Source organism: Ensifer sp. GW821-FHT05G01 (assembly GCF_059419585.1).
In genome coordinates, this window is the sequence record NZ_JBWKSC010000004.1 from 1 (window position 1) to 19,979 (window position 19,979).

The following is a 19,979-nucleotide window of genomic DNA, read 5'->3' on the forward strand; positions in this document are numbered from 1 at the left end:
CGCCTGTCCGGTGTTGGCATCGATCGAGGAGAAGTCGATCCGGTCTCCCGGCGTAAAGCCGTAGATCGTGTCGCCGTCGGCCGCTGCCACCGAGGTGAAGCGGAAGACGTCCTCGCCAAGGCCGCCGTCGATGATGTTGACGGCATTGGATGCGGTGATGACGTCATGGCCGGAGCCGCCGATGAAGTTCTCGAAGCCGTAGACCGTGTCGGTGCCGACCTCGACGCCCGAGACCTGGCCGCGGCCCATGAAGCCGGTGCCCATGTCGACCGTCAGGTTGCCTGACGCCACGGAGTAGTCGAGCGTGTCGACGCCGCCATCGCCCCAGTAGCTGTCGTCGCCGTCGCCCTTGGCGGCCAGCACGATGTCGTCGCCGGCACCGCCCCAGGCCTTGTCCGAGCCCGCCCCGCCTTCGATGACGTCGTTGCCGGCATCACCGAAGATCAGGTCGTCGCCGCCATTGCCGAACAGCATGTCGGCACCGGCACCGCCGTGGATCTCGTCATTGCCCGATCCGCCAGAGGCAACGTCATCGCCGTCACCACCCGACAGCACATCGTCGCCGTCCTCGCCGCGCAGCACGTCGCTGCCGGCATCCCCCGACAGGATGTCGCTACCGCCGCCGCCCAGAAGCACGTCGGCAACCGCACCACCGAGCAGAACATCCGCCGCAGACGTGCCGATCAGCGTGCGCGCCGCAACCGGCAACGGCGTCTCGCCACCGTCACCATCGCCAGAGCCGTCGCCGTCGCCATCGCCATCGCCATCGCCGTCGCCATCACCGTCGTCGTCGTCGTCGTCATCGTCGTCACCGCCGCCGGCCGTATCATCATCATCGTCATCGTCGTCCCCACCATCGTCGGGGCCGCCGGTGTCGTCGTCATCGTCGTCGTCGTCATCGCCGCCGCCAACGGGGTCGCCGTCGTCATCACCATCATCGTCGCCACCGCCAACGGGATCGCCATCATCATCATCGTCATCGTCGCCAGGGTTGCCGGTGCCGTCACCATCGCCTTCATCTCCAGGCTGTTGTGCCTCGAAGATGTGCTCCGGCAGGTTCGTCAGGCCGGTATTGCGGGCGATGATATCGGCGAACTCCTCGCCGTCGACGAAGTTTTCGTAGAAGTCGAAGTTGTCGAAGCGGTTGAGGTAGTAGAAGCGGTCGGCTTCCTGCAGGCGATCGAACTGCTCATGCAGCACGGTCCAGAAGGTCTGGCCGACCATGCCGCCATTGACATGCTTTTCGGCAAGGCCGCCGACCCACAGATCGACGCGGTCGATGCCCTTGACGATGCCGGTGCCATTGGCCTGCATCGCCACCTGGATACCCGGGTTGATCGACTGGAACGCGGCGATATCGCCGGGCTGCAGCACGAGATCCGGATAGGCCTGGCGGAACTGGTCGATCACCACCTGGCTGAGGCCGTTGCGGGCCTGGAAATCCTCCCAGGACGTGTAGGCAGACATGTCACCGGCAAAGCCGCGTGCTGCCGAGACGTAAGGATCCTGGGAGGCTGCCAGATCCATGCGGACCTGGTTGAGCGTTCCGAGCCCGACATCCCATCCGCGCGCCACATTGAAGGCGAACAGATCGGCATTGATGCGAACGAGGTCGTTACGAACAGCGTCGACGATGTTGAAGTCCACCTCTTCGGCCTGCTGGGTGATGATCCCGCCGAGAATGGAGTTGACGCCGAGCTGCTCGTAGCCGGGTTGCGGCACATACCCTGGAGGCAAGGGACCGGTGAACACGCCGGCCTCATTGCTCGGGTTCAGGAAGGCATCGAACAGAGCCACCTGCTTGGGCTGCCCGTCGGTGCCGATGACGGTCATGGTCTGGCCGATCAACGAATGTCCGACGCGATAGACCGCGGCTGCGAACTCATGCGAGATGCTGGCCGATGCATTCGGGTTGTATTCGTCGAAGCCGTGGGTGCCGTCACCACGCATGCCGCCGAGCAGCATGTCGGCGAACTCGTTGAAGACCACCCGCTGGTACTCGGCCTCGTTGATCATCTTGGCCGCCTGGAACAGCTCTTCCGCCGTTCCCTGGAAGCCGGCCGCCTCCAGACCTTCCACATGGAAGTTATGGTTGCGGGCCCAGATGGTGTGCATCGAGGTCAGTGCGAAGTTCTCGTTGGCACGTCCGTCACCGGCCACATAGTGATCGAGCAGCTTGATGAAGGGGTTGGTGTCGAGAAGCAGCGCATGGGTGCTGCCCATGAAGTTGGACGTCATGGCCGGAAGCATCGCTTCGTTGATGACGCCGTTGTCGACCAGCCCGGCAAAGTAGGTCCTGAACGCCACCTGCCCGCCCGGCAACGAAGCCGAGTGGAAGAGCGTGTTGTTCTGCCAGTGGTGCAGGATCAGTTCACGCAGCGTCGGCAGCAGATTGAAGTTGCTGTTCGACGGATCCGTCGCGCCCTGAAGCAGATGCGAGCCGAGACCGCCCGAACCGTTGCCTTCCCGCAGGAACTGGCCGACCAGCTCGTTGGAACCATAGGCCTGGTTCTGGTCAGCGAAGGGCGAGGTCTTGTTCAGATGCTGCGGAACGCCGTCGACGATCGAGTTCACCGTCCCGCGGGTCAGATCGGCCGGGTTGCCCGATCCCGGTGCGCCGTTGCCCGGAGCGCCGATCTGGATCGTGCCGTTGCCGCCCTTGCCGAGGAAATCGAGACCGTGGTCGAAGTACTGGCCGAACGCCATGAAGAAGATGTTGGCGTCCTTGTCGTTCTTCGGCAGGTCGAGTTCCTGGCTGCCGAGGATGTTGCTGATGTTGCGCGGGTCGAGCCCCGAGAAGATCGGATTGACGTTGTTGTTGCCGGTCGTCGGATTGTAGGCACCGTAATGCGCATCGGTGATGCGGATGAACGGTTCGTCAGCCGCACCGAACGCGGGATGGGCGACATTGTTGCCGTGGCCGGAGAGGTCACGCACCCCCGGAACGGAGTCGTCGTTGCCAGGAATCTCCTGCCCCCTGACAAGGTTCAACAGCCCCGAAACGTCGCGATCAGTCAGCGCAAACGCACCGGTGATACCATCGCCGTCGTTACCGCCATTTCCACCGTCACCGCCACCACCACTTCCGCTGCCCGTGTCACTGGACTGCGCAAAGGTTGGCGAGGCCCCGTTGGGAAGAGTCGGGAACGTGATCGTATGAGTGCCGTTCGACAGGACCGTCGTGCCGTTGGCCAGATTCGAGCGCGTGTAATTGGCAAGCGTCGAACCGGGCGCCAACTCGATGACATCCTGTGGGCGCAGCGTACCGATGATGGTGTCGTGGCCGCCCATCGACTTGAAGACGATGCGGTGCGCCGAGGTCAGCGCCGAGATATCGACCGTATCGTTACCCGTCGAACCATCGATCGTGATGGTGTTGGTGAACAATGTGGTCGCCGCGAAATTGCCGATGACCTGGAAGGTATCGATGCCACCGCCACCGGTGATCTGGATCTCCTCGATATTGGCAAGTTCCGCGACAACCGCGGCACCGCGCGTGATCACGATCTCGGTGGCTGCCGCGACCGTGATGCCGGCCGCGATCGCATCGGCCCGGGCATAGACCCGGAAGGCCTCGGCGCTCGCGTTGCCCACGATCCGAACCGTGTCGGTGTCGCGGCCGCCGTCGACGATGTCACGCCCTTCGGTGGAACCGACGATGATCAGATCATCGCCGCGATCGCCAAGGATCGTGTCGTTGCCCGCACCGCCATTGAGAATGTCGTCGCCACGGCCGCCGTCGATCGTGTCGTTGCCGGCCCCGCCATTGAGGATGTCGTTGTCGCGATCGCCGAGGATGGTGTCGTCGCCATCGCCACCATCGACAGTGTCGGCCCCGCGGCCTGCGTCGATCGTGTCACTGCCGCCAAGGCCGGTGATGGTGTCGTCGCCACGGTCGCCCGTGATCGTATCGGCTCCCGCCGTGCCCACGAGGATATCGGCGGCACGGGTGCCAACGATGGTGGTTGGCGGCACCGGTGGAATGTTGGTGCCGACGGTTGCCGTCGGAAGCGAGAACACCTCCTCAAGCACGCCGTGGGCATCCTGATAAACCATGCGCAGCCTGATCGGCAGTCCGTTCTCCGCGTCGGTGATCGTGAAGCTCGGGCCATGCGCGCGCTCCACTTCGCCGGCTCCGAAGGTTTCGATGTCTGCGAAACCGGTGCCGTCATCGACCTGCCAGAAATAGGAGACCGGGAATGCCGGGACGACTCCGCCCGGATTGTCCGCATCGGTCAGGCCGGCCATGCTTACGGTCAGCACATCGCCGATCTGGATGCCGTTGGCGGGCGTGTTGTCAACGAGAACAGGCCTGCCCAGGGGCTGGTTGTTCCCGGCGCCGAGCACGACGGCCTGATCGCCGAATTCCAGCCGCTCGATGTTGCGGAGCGTGTCCGTCCCATCCGTCCCGACATTGTCCCTGACCGTCAAGGAGCCGTCAGCGTTGGTCGTGACGGTGTAGTTCGCGCGCGGGCCGGAGAACTTGGCCGTGTCGAAATCGGCGGTCGCCGATGTCAGGATCTCGCGCACGATCCGGAGCTGGCCCGGATTGTAGGTGCCGTTCAACATGAACGGGACCATCGGTTCCATGCTATCGAACGAAGCGATTTCATCGCCCGTCCCGTCAATGTTTGCCCGCACGCTGATGCGCACGTTCAGCCAGCGATCGCCATCGATGATGTCGTTGCCGCCGCGGCCCTGGATGATATCGCTGCCGGCCCCCCCGAGGATGATGTTGCCACCATCGAAGAAGGTCGCGCCGGCAGGAAGTAGCGCCCGCAAGCCGGCGATCAGGTCGATATTGGTCAGCACGCTGCCCGTGGCGCCTGCGGTGCCCAGCGTCGTGGCATCGGAATCGTCGCCATTGAGCACATCGCCGAAGCGCGAACCGGAAAGGCCTTCGACGAAATCGAAGCGGCTGAGCGAGGTCGACCCACCCGGAACCGGCGGTTGATCGAAGAAGCGATCGGAGATGTCGATGTAGACGCCGGCGTTGTTGTATTTGTACATCGCCCAATCGTAGCCGGAGCCGCCGATGTAGCGATCGCCGAAGCCGGTCTTGCCGGCCATGATGTCGTCGCCGCCTTCGCCGTTGAACTTGTCGTTCTCGCCGTCGCCGATGAAGACGTCGTTACCGATGATCGGGTCATTGCCGAGAGGATCGAAATTGTCTCCAGGGGCGCCGTCGGAGGTGCCCTTCTCGATCCAGTCGTCGCCCTCGTTGCCCATATCCTGTTCGTTGGCCTTGCTGCCCAGGATGAAGTCGTTGCCCTGGCCGCCAATGGCCTCCGATGCGTCTTCGCCGGTGACGATGAAATCGCTGCCGAAGCCGCCGATGATCAGGTTGACGCCGTTGCCGCCATGCAGAACGTCGTTGCCGTCGCCACCCTGGATGTTGTCGTCACCACCCGTGTCGGTGATGATGTCGTCGCCGGTGCCGCCACGCAGCTGGTCGTTGCCATAGCCGCCGTCGATGCGGTCGTTGCCGGCATCACCCCAGACGGTATCGTCGCCTTCGCTCGAGATCAGGATGTCATTGCCGGCAGTACCGCCGAGAACGACATGCTCTTCACCGGTGTAGCGCAGATAGTTGCTGTCAGGTCCCGCGGTATCCGGGTTGTCGCGGATGACGAGCGGAAGAAGCGGATCGCCGTTTGTCGGGTCGTCGTTGCCGTTGACGCCAAGCCCGGTGTGCTGCGCCGCCTGGTTTACTTCGAGCGTGAAGCCGGGGGTCGTGAAGACGACACCGGGCAGATGCGTCGCATTCGAGTTCGCCATGATCAGCTTGGCGAAGGAATTGCTCTCGAGTTCAGCATTGAAGCTGAGACCTGCGGTGCGCTCGAGATAGTAGAAGCGGTCACCATCCTGCAGCTTTTCGAGCTGATTCTCGAAAATGAAGTTGAAGGTGGAGCCCAGCATGCCGCCAAACGGCATCTTCTCCTCGGCGAGACCGCCGATCCACAGATCGATGGCATCGACGCCAGTGATGGTCACGCCGTTGGCGCCGCTCACCCAGTCTCCCGTACCGTTCAGGAAGTCGAGGCGGTCGGCCGGTGCACCGTCTCCGCCAAGGACCAGCGCCATGGCCGCAGCACGCTTGGCCGCCAGTGTCGTGGCGCCCGTGATCGTGGAATGCGTGCCGTAAGCGGCAATGAAGTTGATCAGCGAATCCGGGTGTTTCAGGCTCTGAACCAGGTCCGCCCAACTGGTGTAGGGCTTGAGCAGGACTTCGCCGGTCGACGTGTAGATCTGCCGACGGACCTCGTTCAGCGATGGAATGCCGGTGTCACGACCGCGCGCGAGGTTGATCGCGGGAAGGTCGAGCGGCAGGCCGAGCAGGTTGTTGCGCAACGCCTCGGTGACGAACTCGTCGATCTCGTTGCCGGCCTGGCGGGTCACGCCGCGCACGATCGCGCTGACTGCCTCTTCCGGATCGGCGCCGCTGGCAGCAAAGGCAAGCGGGTTCAGGAAGGCAGCGATCAGCCCCAACTGTTGATCGGGATTGCCGGGGTCGGACGCGACGACACCGAAGTCGGCCGTGAAGCGGTCGACCGTTTCGGTCAGCATCGAATGGCCGAAGCGATAGACGGTGTGCGCGAACTCCGCGACGATCGAGGCATCGAGGTCGACGTCATAGACCTGTGTCGGTGCGAAGAAGAGATCGACATTGGGCTGGATGGTCCGGGCGAACTCCTCGAAGACCAGATGCTGATATTGCATCTCGGTACCGAATTTCGCGGTCTGGAACAGGCGCTCGCCATTCCATTGCAGAGCCGCGATCTCTTCGGGTGTCGTCGGGAATGTGGCCGGTCCGGTGTCTTCAATCAGCCATTCCTTGAGGAAGGCGAGATCGCCCGAGCTCAGCACCGTGTTCTTGGCCTGCTCGACCAGCCGGTTATGCTCGGAATGGAAGATCGCGTGGACCGCGGTGAGGCCGATATTCTCGTTCACGCGGCCGTCGCCGGCGATGTAATGCGCGTCGAGAAGCTCGTTGTCATAGGCGAGATTGTTGCCTCCCGGTCCGACGGGAACGGCATTTCCGGTCTCCGTATCGCCATCGGGCGCAAGCACACCGGCGTTGAACACCGGTACGGCGTTATGCGCGATGTCGTTGAGGAAGGCATGGCCGGTGCGCACCGCGTTCGCGAGGCTGATCGGAGCTGCCGGATTGCCTTCGACAAGCGTGGTGACGTCGTCAGCGTTGCCGGCAATGCCATCCGGCCCATTGTTGACCCGCATCACAACCTGCGGGAAGCCATTCGGTCCCTTGATGAAATTGCCGTAGGCGTCGGTGGCCAGCAGCGGGACGTTGTCGAAATCGGCGTCGGTGAGGTTGATGCCAAGAATGTCGCGCGCCTGAGCCTTCACCACTTTCCAGGTCGCCATGCCACCGATTTCGGTGTCGTCAGCGGTTCCGAACGTGCCGTCGGCGCCGAGGTCCCGATTGGTGATCAGCCGGCCCGTCGCAACCGGGTCACCGGCGGCGTTGAGCTGATAGCCACGCAGGAAGACCTGGTGCGAGGGATGCGAGGAATAGGTCTGGTTCTGGTCGACGAAAGGCGTGGTCGTGTTGGTATGCTCGTGAATGTCGTCGGCCGTCCCGACAACCCCGTCCGGACCTGGCTGGTTGGTCGCCCGGGTCAGGATCATGAAGTTGGTCGGGCTACCGAGAACAAAGAGCGGGTCATCCTGCTGGAGCGGGATGAACACCGTGCCGGAGCCGCCCTTTGTCACGAAATCGAGACCGTGGTCGAAGAACTGGCCGAAGAAGGTCATCCAGGCGTTGAACGGCGCGGACAGGCCTGCATCCGGCGCGATGTTCGGGATTTCGAAGACCTGCTTGTCGTCACCCGTGCCGAACTGGCCGTCGAGACCTGGGCTGGTGACGACCGTCAGGCCGAGCCCCTCCGCAACCGTGTTGAAATTGGTTTGCGCCGCCGCAATCGCCGCCGGATCACCGCCGGCTTTCGCCTGGGTAAGCGCCTGGAAGGCAACCGTGACCGCTGCGGAATCCGCCGCAATATTCTCCGATCCGGCATTGCGCAGCGCCGCTGCGATGGCGGCAGGGTTGTTCATGGTCTGGTCGACGATCAGGTTGCTGATCGTGCGCGGCTGCGAGTCGATCACCAGTCCGCTCGTCTGCTGGTAGGTGGTGCCCCCTTCTGCGGGCTTGAACACCGGTGTCGTGACACGCGGGAAGACGTTGTCGGCCGCGCCGAAGGTCTCGCTCTGGGCGTTATTGAGCAGGTTGTTGCCGGAACCATCGACGGTACGCAGGCCCAGCGGCACACGCGCGTTTGGCAGCAGAGAGGTCAGCGGCGTACCATCAGCATTCGCCTCGGCGATCTTTATCTGGTCGAGGATGAAGTTGAGATCCGAGCGCACCAGCATGATGCCCTCGCCGCCCGCCGTTGCATCGACGACCGGGATGGGCGCGACTGGCGGGGGAACCGGGGCTCCCGCGGCGACCGCCACAGTCGGAGCCGAGAACACTGTCTCGGTGACGCCATGGCCATCGGTAAAGATCGCCTTCACGCGCAGAGCCGTTCCAACGAGATCGGGGGTCACCCGGAAGGTGGTGCCATCGGCGCTTTGAAAAGCGAGATCCCCGAGCGGGAGCAGGATGATATCTTCGAAGATGCCTGAGCCTGGATCCGCCTCGAACTGCCAGTGATAGGATATCGAGCCGGGAATAATGCCGTTGACCGCACCGGGACCGGTGTTAGCGTCGGTTACCCCCGCAATCGAGACACGCAGCAGCTGCCCTGAGGTCGGCGTATTGTCGGCCGCGCTCGTTGTCGCGTCGAGAATGGCGAGCTGGCCGGTCGGGTTGACATTGAGGCCCACGCCGTTGGGAAGCGTCAGGCTCTGATTGGCAAATTGCAGCCGCTCGACATTGACGAGGGTATCGGTGCCGTCAGTGCCGACATTGTCGGTGACGGTGGTGATGCCATTGACCGTCGTGACCGTGTAGTCGGCAATGTTGCCGGAGAAGATCGCCGTATCGAAGGCATTGTCATCGTCTCTGAGCTCGCGCACGGCCACGAGCTGGCCGGGGTTCCAGACCCCGTTCAGCATGTTCTGCAGCAGTTGCGGCGCCACCATGCTGTCGAAGGTGGCGATTTCCGCGCCGGTTCCATCGACGTTGGCACGCACGCTGATGCGCACGTTCAGCCAACGGTCGCCGTCGATCAGATCGTCGCCGCCACGACCCTCGAGCAGGTCACTGCCGGCGCCGCCGAGCATGATGTTGCCGGTGGCAAAGCCGGCGGTCGAGAGGCCCGCCTGGGCCAGGAGTGCACCCAGCCCGTTGATCAGGGCGACATTGGTCAATGCGCCCCCCGTGGCGCCGCCATGGTTGAGGATCGTGACCGCGTCTACGTTGTCGCCGCGAAGGATGTCAGCAAAGCGCGAGCCGGAAAGGCCCTCGACCTCGGCAAAGCGGTCGAGGATCGATGCCGGAGAGGCCGCCACGGGCTGGACGACGCCGGTGTTGGCCGCAGGCGTCTCGCCATGGGGCTGGGCCAGCGCGGCCAGCGTCAGGTCGACGGTTACGCCCTGCCTGTCGTTTCTGTAGGTGACCCAGTCGAAGCCGGACATGCCGTCCATCTTGTCCTGGGCATCGCTGCCGACGAAGATGTCGTCGCCGCCCTCGCCGATGAACTCGTCGAAGCCGCCGCCACCGATGAAGATGTCGTTGCCGATGACGTTGTCGGCCAAAAGGGGCGCGAAGTTATCGCCAGGGGCGCCGTCCTGGGTGCCCTTCTCGATCCAGTCGTCGCCTTCGTTGCCGGTCGGCGGCAGGCTGGTCTTGGCGCTGTAGATGAAGTCGTCACCACGTCCACCGAAGGTGGTCGAGATGTCCTCCATGGTGACGATAAAGTCCTTGCCGTCGCCGCCGAGAATGAGGTTCCCGGCGCCGCCCACCATCATGTTGCCGGCGTGGATGACGTCGTTGCCGGCACCGCCCTCGAGGCGGTCGTCGCCGCCGAGATCCTCGATGATGTCGTCTCCGTCACCGCCCAGGATCGTGTCGTTGCCGTAGCCACCTTCCAGTCGGTCGTTGCCGGCGTCGCCGTAGAGTGTGTCGTCGCCGTCGCCGGAGATGATGATGTCGTTGCCCGCCGTGCCACCGAGAACGACATGGTCCTCGCCGGTGTACTTGAGGTAGTTGGTGTCCGCGCCCGCCGTCGCCGGATTGTCACGGATGACGAGCGGAACGAGTTCGACGCCGTTGATCATGATGCCGCCCGTAGGGTCGGCGCGGCCATCGGCACCAAGCCCTGTATGTTGCCGGGTCGGGTCGACTTCGAGCGTGAAGGTCGGCGTCGTGAAGATCGCGTTCGGCAGATGCGTCGCGTCGCTGTTGAGCATCACGAGCTTGGCGAAGGAGTTGTTCTCGAGTTCGGCGGCGAAATTCATGCCGGCCGTGCGCGACAGGTAGTAGAAGCGGTCGCCGTTCTGCAGCGATTCAAGCTGGGTCTCGAAGACGAAATTGAAGGTCGAGCCGAGCATGCCGCCAAACGGCATCTTCTCTTCCGCAAGGCCGCCGATCCAGAAATCGACGTCGTTGAGCCCGCCAAGCGAGCCGCCGGCAAACTCGCCGGTCGCGTTCAGGAAGTCGAGACGGTCTGCGGGCGCATTAACGCCATCCAGCACCAGCAAGGTCGCGGCCGCACGCTTGTCGGCCAGCGTCGTCGCGCTCGTGATCGACTCATGTGTGCCATAGGCCGCGATGAAATTGATAAGCGATTCCGCGTGCTTGAGATGACCGGCGAAATCGGCCCAACTGGTATAGGGCTTGAGCTGGCTGTCGCCGGTCATCGCGAAGAATTCGGTCCGCGCGTTGTTGAGCGAGGGAATGCCGGTGTCACGGCCGCGGGCGATATTCAGCGCCGGCAGGTCGAGCGGCAGTCCAAGCAGGTTGTTGCGCAGTGCTTCGGTGACGAACTCGTCGATTTCGTTGCCAACCTGGCGGGTGACGCCGCGCACGATCGCGCCGGTCGCCTGTTCTGGCGTAAGCCCGCTTGCGGCATAGGCAAGCGGATTGAGGAAGGCCGCGATGAGGCCGAGCTGCGGGTCGCCTCCGACGGTATTGAAGTTCGGGTCAAAGCGGTCGACCGTCTCGACCAGCATCGAATGGCCGAAGCGGTAAACCGTATGCGCGAACTCGGCGAGGATCGCCGGATTGATCGTCGTATCGTAGCCGTTGGGCGCCAGGAATTCATCGACCTGAGGCTGGACCGTGCGAGCGAACTCTTCGAACACCAGATGCTGATACTGCATCTCCGTGCCGAACTTCGCAGACTGGAACAGGCGTTCGCCATTCCAATCGAGTGCGTCGATCTGTGCCTGCGTCAGCGGAAATGTCGTGTTGGCTGCAAGCGGGGTGTCGAGCCATTGGTTGAGGAAGGCGACATCGCCCGTCGCCAGCGCTACGTCCTTGGTCTCTTGCACCAGCCGATTGTGCTCCGAATGGAACACGGCGTGCACGGCGGTGAGGCCGATATTCTCGTTCACGCGGCCGTCGCCAGCGATGTAGTGGGCGTCGAGAAGCTCGTCGTCGTACTGGCCGGCGGCAAGCGGACCGGTGTTGATGACGTTGTCGGCATCCGCGACCTTGCCCGTCGGATCGGCATTGTGCGCGATATCGTTCAGGAACGCATGTCCGGTGCGGGCAGCGCCTGCGAGACTGATCGGCGCGGCCGGATTACCCTCGGTGAAGGTGTTGTCCTGCATCATCACCAGGGGGAAGCCATTGGGCCCCTTGATGAAATTGCCATAGGCATCGACGGCCAGGACCGGCACGTTGCCGACGTCGGCATCGGTAAGATCAATGCCGAGGATGTCGCGGGCCTGTGCCTTGACCACGGCCCAGGTCGCCATGCCACCAATTGGCACATCGTCACCGGTGCCGAACAGGCCATCAGCGCCGAGATTGCGGTTGGTGATCAATTCACCGGTCGCCACCGGATCGTCATTGGCATTCAGTTCATAGGCACGCAGGAAGACCTGATGCGAGGCATTTGAGGCGTAGGTCTGGCTCTGGTCGACGAAGGGCGAGGTCGTGTTGGTCGCGGCCTCTCCCCCCGCAGCGCGCTGCAGGACCATGAAGTTCAGGGCGCCAGGCGCCGTGCTGAACAGTGGGTCATCGGGCTGCAGTGGAATGAAGACGGTTTCGGTCTGGCTCTGGCTCTTGGTCACCAGATCGAGACCATGGTCGAAGAACTGTCCGAAGAAGGTCATCCAGGAGTTGAACGGCGCCGACAGGCCCACATCAGGAGTGACGTTCGGGATGAAGTTGACCGGAACGTCGTCGGCTGTGCCGAACACGCCGTCCAGCCCGGGGCTGATGACGGTGCTTGACCCCGGGTTCTGGGCGGCCGCGGCCTGAGCTGCCGGGTTGCCGTCCGTCTGATCGACGATCAGGTTGCTGATCGTGCGTGGCTGGGAGTCCACGACCCCCGCCCCCGGCGTCGCATAGGTGGTGCCCGCCTCCGCGGGTCGAAACGATGGCTCGGTGAGGCGCGGAAACGCCAGGTCAGCGGCCCCGAATTCCGGGTGGGCCAGATTGTTGAACGAGCCGTCGACGGTCCGCAGGCCGAATGGCACCTGGGCGCTTGGCAAGATGTCAGTAAGGTTCTCGCCCCGAGCATTCCGCTCGGCAATTATGATTTGCTGCAGGATGAATTCCAGGTCCGAGCGAATATACTGTACCATGCCACCCTCCCAAAGATTGCGTTCACCTTGGACAAAGCTTCGCCGCCGCACCAAACGAAGTGCGTTGCCGGCGGAACACGCCGTCGAAGCTATGGCCGAGACAGTTGGTGGCCCTCCACGGACCAATTATCGCGGATTATGCAAGCTCGTGCGTCTGAAGGCGAGGGTCTTAGGTCTAGCGATTGCAGAGACTAAGGTCCACGTTTGGATCCCTTTGGTGCCACAAGGCCCGTCATTCGAGCGCCGAAAGACCCAGGCTGGCACAGCTTGGTCGCATGAGCCTTGGCGGGAAAGCGGTCTTGGAACTCGAAAATCTGAGTGGTCGCAAGTTAGCTAAAACAGAAGTCCACGTCATTGAATGCTTGGTCTTCATTGAAGGTTGGGCATGGCGCGATTGCTCACTCTGGCTACGAAAGCATCAAGCCTTCGCAAGAAGCGCGCATTACAAACCGAGATGCAATAATAAATTGCAGCACTAAGCTCAAGGAAACTGTAAAATCATAACAGAAACCTTCACTTGAGAGCGCCAAGAACTATGCATTGCAGAACTTATCGAGAGTTAACCCAGAATAGTTACAAAAACCAAGACCTTATCTAAGCATTGTGACTTCAAGTCTTTAGGCGTATTTTCAGACATATTCAGATCGGAGGACCATGCACTACATTTTATAGGGGCGGATTAAATGTACATCTCCAACGATGCGTCGCGGGCGCGACAAAGAGAAGCGCAGCTCGCACGGGAAAACCGTGCCGAGATTGCAAGAGCAATCAACCAGGAACAGGTGACACGTCGCGAGCTGTTGCGATGGGGCATCTTCACCGCGAGCGGAATGCTCGCGATGAAAAACGGGCTTAGTCCCTTTGCGAAGAGCGCCTATGCGGCGATCCCCACCGGGGTGCCGCGCACACCGCTTTTCGGCGTCAAGAAGTTCTCACAACCCATGCACCGTCTGCACCTGCTCAGTCCGGTTGCGATGACGCGCACTGCAGAGGGTCATGCGGCGTTTCCAGCGCATCTGGCTGAACGGCCGGCGAAGCGCTTGTCCTATCACACCGACTTTTCGGCCGATCCGACAAACAGGCAATTCATCAATCCGAGGACCAATCGTGGCCCGATCGAAGGGCGCCCACCGGGAGAGATCTTCGCGCATCAGCGCTGGGACGAGTTCTTCCCCAAAGTGGGTTACATCATGAGGCTCGGCGAAATTACCCAGGCCGGCAACGGCGGATACTTCCACGAACACTTCCCGGTGCAGCAGCCAGACAGCGTCTGGTGCTATGGTAGCGGCAGGGCCGGCGAATGCAGCCTGCCACCGTTCCTGATCAAGGGTCGCTACGGCGAACCCATCATGACGCGGATCTACAATGACCTGCCTGTCAACCGGGCACAGAACAACGGCTTCGGCCGCAACGAGACCCAGCTTCACTTCCACAATGCGCACAATGGCGCGGAAAGCGACGGCGCGGCGAATGTGCACCACTTCCCAGGCACGTTCTACGATTACCGCTGGAGCACCACGCTTGCCCGACGCGACAAGATCAACACCCAGGCCACCGATCGGCGGGCGTCAGGCCCGGATGACAGCACCGGCCTCGTGAACGTCGCAGGCGACTTCCGCGAACTGCAGGGAACGTTGTGGGCGCATGACCACCGTTTCTTCTTCACGGCGGAAAACGTCTACAAGGGCAATCTTGGTTCCATCAACTATTACAGCGGCCCCGACCGCGGCAACGAAGAGCTTGCGGATGGCGTCAATCTGCGGCTGCCCAGCGGCAAGCTTCTCGGTTGGGGCAACATCGACTTCGACGTCAACCTGACCTTTTCCGATTGCGCGTGCGACGCGTCGGGCCAACTCTTCTTCGATATTTTCGATACGGACGGAATGCTCGGCGACGTGCCGCTGGTCAATTTCGGCTATGCGCCATTCTTCGAAGTCCTGCCGCGAAAATATCGCTTCCGCATCCTCAACGCCTGCATGTCGCGTTTCCTGAAGCTTGCGCTGGCGGATGCCAAAGGCAATCCCGTGCCGATCAAGTTCATCGCCAATGATGGGAACCTCGTCGTCACACCCCTCACCCTGACCTCCCTACCAGTGCAGGGGATCGCCGAGCGCTACGATATCGTCGTCGATTTTTCCGGCTTCCGCATCGGCGACAAGATACAAGTCGTCAATCAGGTCCGCCATGAGACTGGGCGCGGGCCCAAGGAAGAACTCAGCCTGGTCAAGGCGATCAAGGGCGACACCAGGGATCCGCTTGTCGGACCCATGCTTGAGTTCCGGGTGGTCGGTGCCGTCGAAAGCGTCGATGTGCCCGGCGTCATCCACCGTGCCACCGACCCGGACGTCAGCCGCGTTCAGCCCAAACTCACCGAACAGATACCGATCGTAACGCCAGTACGCACAAGGCTCGTCGAGTTCGGCAGGGCGGGAGAAGGCGATTCGCGCGGACCGGACGGCTGTACGCCGGATTGCGGCGAAACCGTCGATTTCCCCTGGACCATTCGCATCAATGGCGAAACGGCGCATTCCATGAATGCCAATAGGATTTCCCTGCTGATCCCGAAGGCCGGCGAGGTCGAGCACTGGACCTATCGGAACGGCGGCGGCGGCTGGGATCACCCGATCCACCTCCACTTCGAGGAGGGCATCACCATGTCGCGCACGGGAACGACGCTCCCGGCGACCGAGACCCTCCAGCGGAAGGACGTCTGGCGGCTGGGCGAAAGCGGCAGCGTCACCTTCCAGGTGCAATTTGGCGAGTTCGGCGGCGCCTATGTCAACCATTGCCACAACACCGTGCATGAGGACTTTGCGATGCTGGCACGCATCCAGTTGCTGACCGGCGTCGCTGGCTCACCTCAGGCCGCGGTGACCCCGACCCCCAACCCTACCCCGGACGGCGTCGTTTTCACCACTCCGGAGATCCTGCCGGAAGGTGCGCCCAAGGGCTGGAAAGACAGCCAGCCCACGCAGGCAGCGCAGCTCGCAGGTGTGGTTACGCCTTGAAGGGTTGACCGCACCGAAACTCGGTCAACCACAAGGCATTCGGTCCCGATGCAGGAACTTGGCGCGCGTTCCGCGCCGGCCTGCCCGTTGTTTGGAGATCCATATGAAACGATGGTTGGCCGCCGTCGCGGCGATAACTGCGATCCTTCTGTTCAGTCCAGGCGGACCGGCAGCCAAGAGTTCGCGTTGGGGAAAGGACTATTTCCCCAATGTCGACGTCGTCACTCAGAATGGCGAAAGGGTTCGCTTCTATGACGACCTGATCAAGGACAGGATCGTCCTCATCAGCTTCATCTTCACCAGCTGCACCGATCTCTGCCCGCTGACGACAGCGCGCATCGCCCAGGTGGTGGACAGGCTGAGGGACGAAATCGGCAAGGACATTTTTGTCCTCTCGATCACCGTCGATCCCGAAAACGACACGCCGGAGAAACTGAAAACCTTCGCCGACGCCTTTTACAGCGGCCCCGGCTGGACATTCATCACCGGGAAACCAGAGGACATTCGTGCCATCAACTCAAAGCTCGGCAACAAGAGCGATGTGGCGACCCAGCACCGCAACGAAATCGTTCTCGGCAACGACAAAACGGGGGAATGGACGAGAAACTCACCCTTCGCCGACCTCGAAAACCTGGAGCTTGCCATCCGCGACATGGATCCGGACTGGCGGGACAGCCGTCACGTTCCTCAGGATGCCCTGGCGGCGAACCATGACCCGCAAGACCTGACGATCGGTCGTGAGCCCGGGCAGGTTCTGTTCAAGAAGATCTGCGCGCCTTGCCACACCGTGGGCGTCACCGATCACATCGGTCCCGATCTCCTCGGCGTCACGGACAGGCGTGATCGCCTGTGGTTGTCGGAGATGATCATGCATCCGGCCAGACTGCGCGCAAAGAAAGACCCGACCCTCGCCGATCTCGAAGCGAAATACAAAGGTGTCCGCATGCCAAATCTCGGCCTGTCGGCGAGCGACGCATCGGACCTCATCTCGTATCTGGCCACCAGGACGGGGCAGATCAACGAATTGCGGGCCCAACCCGAGGAGCAGCATCTCCACACCGCGCAAGGCGGAGCTCATCACGAGCACAAATAGACAATCGCTTCCCACTGCCGTACCGAGCTCTCCGTCCGGCTGACTGGCACGCTCTCTGCGCCGAAGAAACGGTCGCCGCCTATGGAAGGCAACAATCAATAACAGGTCGTGCTGACGTGGCTGACGGGCCCACCCACCCACGTGCTTTGCGGTGTCGACGTGCAGGTGGTCGATCGGCTTGAGCTGGAATTCTGCCGCATATTGTCCCCCATGTTGCTGAGGGTGCCGCTGATCGCCATTGCGGTCTTGTTGTTATCCTCGATACGCTTCTGATCGAGCTGCAAATAACAGGACGCAAAGGCATCCGTTCCCGGCTTGAAGCCATAGTTCTTACATGTTTGCGTAAGCTTCTCCGCGGCCTTCCCGGTCGCCGGTTCGTTGGACACGCAGCCAGACAGGCCGATGGCGGCGGCGAGTGCCGCAGCAATATAAAGCTTCATGATTCTCCCCCGTCAAGATTGAGGGAATGAAGCAAATCGCCGAAAAGTTGTCGAGGCAAAAGGGTCGATGTGCCGACGTTCATCAACACCTATCGTTACGTGACCCATTGCCACCAGGCGCTCAAAAAACGGCGCTAAGTGACGGGCGCAATAATCTCTTCGCCAGATTGTTCGTAACGGCAAGCGTAGGCGGGTCTACCCTTAACCAGGCGGTTCATTCAACGCGGATCACGTCTCGAATGATGATCGGATCATATTGTGATGGCGCTCCGTTGAACCGTGGCAACTGATTTGCCAAACCTTCCGCTCCCTCTCGTTTCGCAAACGAAAACGCCGGCAAAAATCCTTCAAGATTGGTCTTCAGATAGACACGTCCGCACATGTGCGATCCTCCCCGACGGGGGTATCGCGACCTCTGCGGTCGTCAACAGATCACGGCAAGAACAGCAATTCGTTTGGGGAGCCAACGATCGCGAAACGCTGTCCGACTTTTCCGACAAAGCGAAGTCGAAAATGTCAGAAGGATTGTCGGAAAATGTCGGAACATATCGGGAATTGGAAACCGTCTCTGACTTTCATTTAAAGCGATCTTAGCAGCGGCGCTACTGTCCAGTCGCCTGGACGGAGTCTGTCAACGTAAACGCCTAAACCGGTTCCGCGGCCGCTGACTATGATCTCTTTACCTGAGGAGAGATTGCGTCTTACCTCCTCCGGAACACCACACAGGCGGTTGAATATGATCGGAAAGCCCTGCAGCTCGATCGACGATGGGCATCGACTGGAATAGTGCCGGTTGGCATCTGCAACGGTAAAAGAAAGCTCGACTTGCGCCCCTGCGACTAAGGCAATGATCATCGGACCAGCGTAGACGACAGCGTGCCTCCCGACAAAATAGCCAAGAAACGGAGCGCCAATCACCGCAACCGCCTTTCTGACCTCGCCCCCGCCCGGAATCGAGGACAATCTTCTGGCGACGATCCACACTGCGCCACCACCAGAAAACAGTCCGGCACAAATGCCGACAAGGAATGTGCGGTTCAGCCACTCCGTCGACGGCAAGAATTGAATGCCAAACATCTTGGCCAATAGAGGCAAAGCTCCAGCTGCCGCCCAGATCCCAATTACGATCCCCGTCTTGCCAAGCGATTGACCTGGCGCATTTCCTCGTTCGCTCATCTGTCTCCGCATTTCTCTCGACAGAGTGCACATTTGCGCACTTGTGACAGGGCGGGGGTTGTAGCGCCAAGAGCATCAATCGCTGAGTGAAAACGACTTCTAACGATGGGATTCGAACCCACGATCCCTTGCCCCCAGGAGAGCGGGCTATTTTTGCGCGGCCCTCGTAGCGCAGGCGGTTGAGTGCTCTCCAGTCATCCTGTTCGGGACTTAGTTCGGGACTTCGTGACTCGTTTTTGCTTTAGCCGGACGGCTTTAGCATTGCGTCGTGTGTGTGTGTTTTCATGATTTCCACAACGACAGGTCGAGAGCGAACTGCCCTGCAGTTCGCTGCTTAGGTAGCTTCTCGCCTGCGTTGATTCGTTGCTGGAAATGTAGACTTCGGTCCAGATCGAAGTGAGGGAGAAGAAAATGAGACTGAGATTGCTAATCGCCATGACAGTTTTGGCGATGATCGCCGGATGTCAGAGCACAGACGTCACCGAATTGCCCCTCGGGCCAAACCGAGTGATGCTGCAAGTGACGACAGGATCGGATTGGACCGACGAAGTGACACTGAAGGCAGCTGAATCAACACTATCCCGCGGCTACACCCATTTCCTCCTAGACCAGGCAAACGTTCAGAGCGGAAGCCAAGTTATCACGATGAAGGACCGCGGCGGCGGACGCTTTACACCGGTAACTGCTGACTTCACCGAGATCAGCGTGACAGTGAACATGTTCAAAGCGAAAGAAGGCACGGCACGCGGCGCATTCGACGCACAGCAAGTCGTCAGCGCCAGTAAGAAGAAATAATCGGCTCGACGTACCGACAAGCCTTCGAGGCCCGCTGTCTGGCGGGCCTTCCGAAAAGATCCCGGGCGGTGAGCCTTGGGTGCCGTGGCCGAATTTGGCGTTCGAAGTCCTGCTCGAGCAAGCCCCCTTCCAAATGCAGATGATCCCCATGTCGGCGTTCTTCACCGGGCAGCGCCAAGGCGACGTCTTTGCGATGACAAAACCGAAGGCCGGGGAGAACACCATCGCCGTCAGGGCGCTGAAGACCGGCAAGACAGTGTGGATCCCGGTTCATTTCGCCTATGGAAAATGGATCGATCGCGCCCCTCAGTCGGACAGCGTCATCCTACACGCCGGTGCACGCGCCCTCTCCTACAAGTTGGCCGACGGTTTTCGTACCGAATGGCAGAATCTGATGGCGAAGGAAGAGTTCAAGCGGTTCCACGAAGAGCGGATCGTCTTCCACGGTCTGCGCAAAAATGCGGTGATCAATCTGTTGGAGGTCGGTTGCACCGAGAACCAGGTCGGGGCGATCTGCAGCATGTCGGCGCAGATGGTTCAGGACTACGGCCGAGAGGTCGCACTGCGGTCATGGGCGAAGGATGCAATGAAGCTTATGGAGGCTCGCTGGAGCGAGATTGAACCGGCTGCTTTCCGAAACAAGACCGGAACATGAATTGGAAACCGTTTCCAAATTGTTGGAAACTGGCAACGTTTTACAGAGCAGAAAAATTGGAATTTAGTCAGCGTTTTCAAGAAGTTTTGGTG

The 19,979-nt window shown here is 61.3% G+C and carries 8 protein-coding genes; 4 read left to right on the plus strand and 4 right to left on the minus strand.

The window, feature by feature from the left end; translation table 11 throughout:
- The coding region (locus tag AC07UR_RS11285) for a peroxidase family protein (protein WP_494724404.1) at positions 1-12,720 on the minus strand (12,720 nt) is incomplete at its 3' end.
- A gap of 683 nt (positions 12,721-13,403) precedes the next feature.
- Here AC07UR_RS11285 and AC07UR_RS11290 point away from each other — a divergent pair.
- Positions 13,404-15,728 (plus strand): multicopper oxidase family protein, encoded by a 2,325-nt coding sequence (locus tag AC07UR_RS11290; protein ID WP_209790873.1) that lies wholly within the window; start codon positions 13,404-13,406, stop codon positions 15,726-15,728.
- 103 nt (positions 15,729-15,831) lie between these two features.
- Complete coding sequence (locus AC07UR_RS11295) at positions 15,832-16,821, plus strand: SCO family protein (protein WP_209790872.1); 990 nt, start codon at positions 15,832-15,834, stop codon at positions 16,819-16,821.
- 95 nt (positions 16,822-16,916) lie between these two features.
- On the opposite strand, the gene AC07UR_RS11300 is transcribed toward AC07UR_RS11295, so the two are convergent.
- The 3 genes from AC07UR_RS11300 to AC07UR_RS11310 all read right to left on the minus strand — a co-directional run bounded on the left by AC07UR_RS11300 (position 16,917) and on the right by AC07UR_RS11310 (position 18,437).
- Positions 16,917-17,261 carry a hypothetical protein gene (locus tag AC07UR_RS11300; protein WP_209790871.1) on the minus strand — a complete coding sequence of 115 codons (345 nt, stop codon included), beginning with the start codon at positions 17,259-17,261 and terminating at the stop codon, positions 16,917-16,919.
- A 214-nt stretch (positions 17,262-17,475) separates the two neighbouring features.
- Positions 17,476-17,643 carry an SOS response-associated peptidase family protein gene (locus AC07UR_RS11305; RefSeq protein ID WP_209790870.1) on the minus strand — a complete coding sequence of 56 codons (168 nt, stop codon included), beginning with the start codon at positions 17,641-17,643 and terminating at the stop codon, positions 17,476-17,478.
- A gap of 197 nt (positions 17,644-17,840) precedes the next feature.
- Complete coding sequence (locus tag AC07UR_RS11310; protein ID WP_209790869.1) at positions 17,841-18,437, minus strand: hypothetical protein; 597 nt, start codon at positions 18,435-18,437, stop codon at positions 17,841-17,843.
- Between the two features lie 411 nt (positions 18,438-18,848).
- On the opposite strand from AC07UR_RS11310, the gene AC07UR_RS11315 reads away from it, so the two are divergent.
- Together AC07UR_RS11315 and AC07UR_RS11320 are read left to right on the plus strand one after the other, a co-directional pair.
- Positions 18,849-19,232: a hypothetical protein gene (locus tag AC07UR_RS11315; RefSeq protein WP_209790868.1), complete on the plus strand. Its 384-nt coding sequence runs from the start codon at positions 18,849-18,851 to the stop codon at positions 19,230-19,232.
- A gap of 133 nt (positions 19,233-19,365) precedes the next feature.
- Positions 19,366-19,887, plus strand: a complete 522-nt coding sequence (locus tag AC07UR_RS11320; protein WP_494724405.1) for a site-specific integrase — start codon at positions 19,366-19,368, stop codon at positions 19,885-19,887.
- Positions 19,888-19,979: the final 92 nt, after the last annotated feature.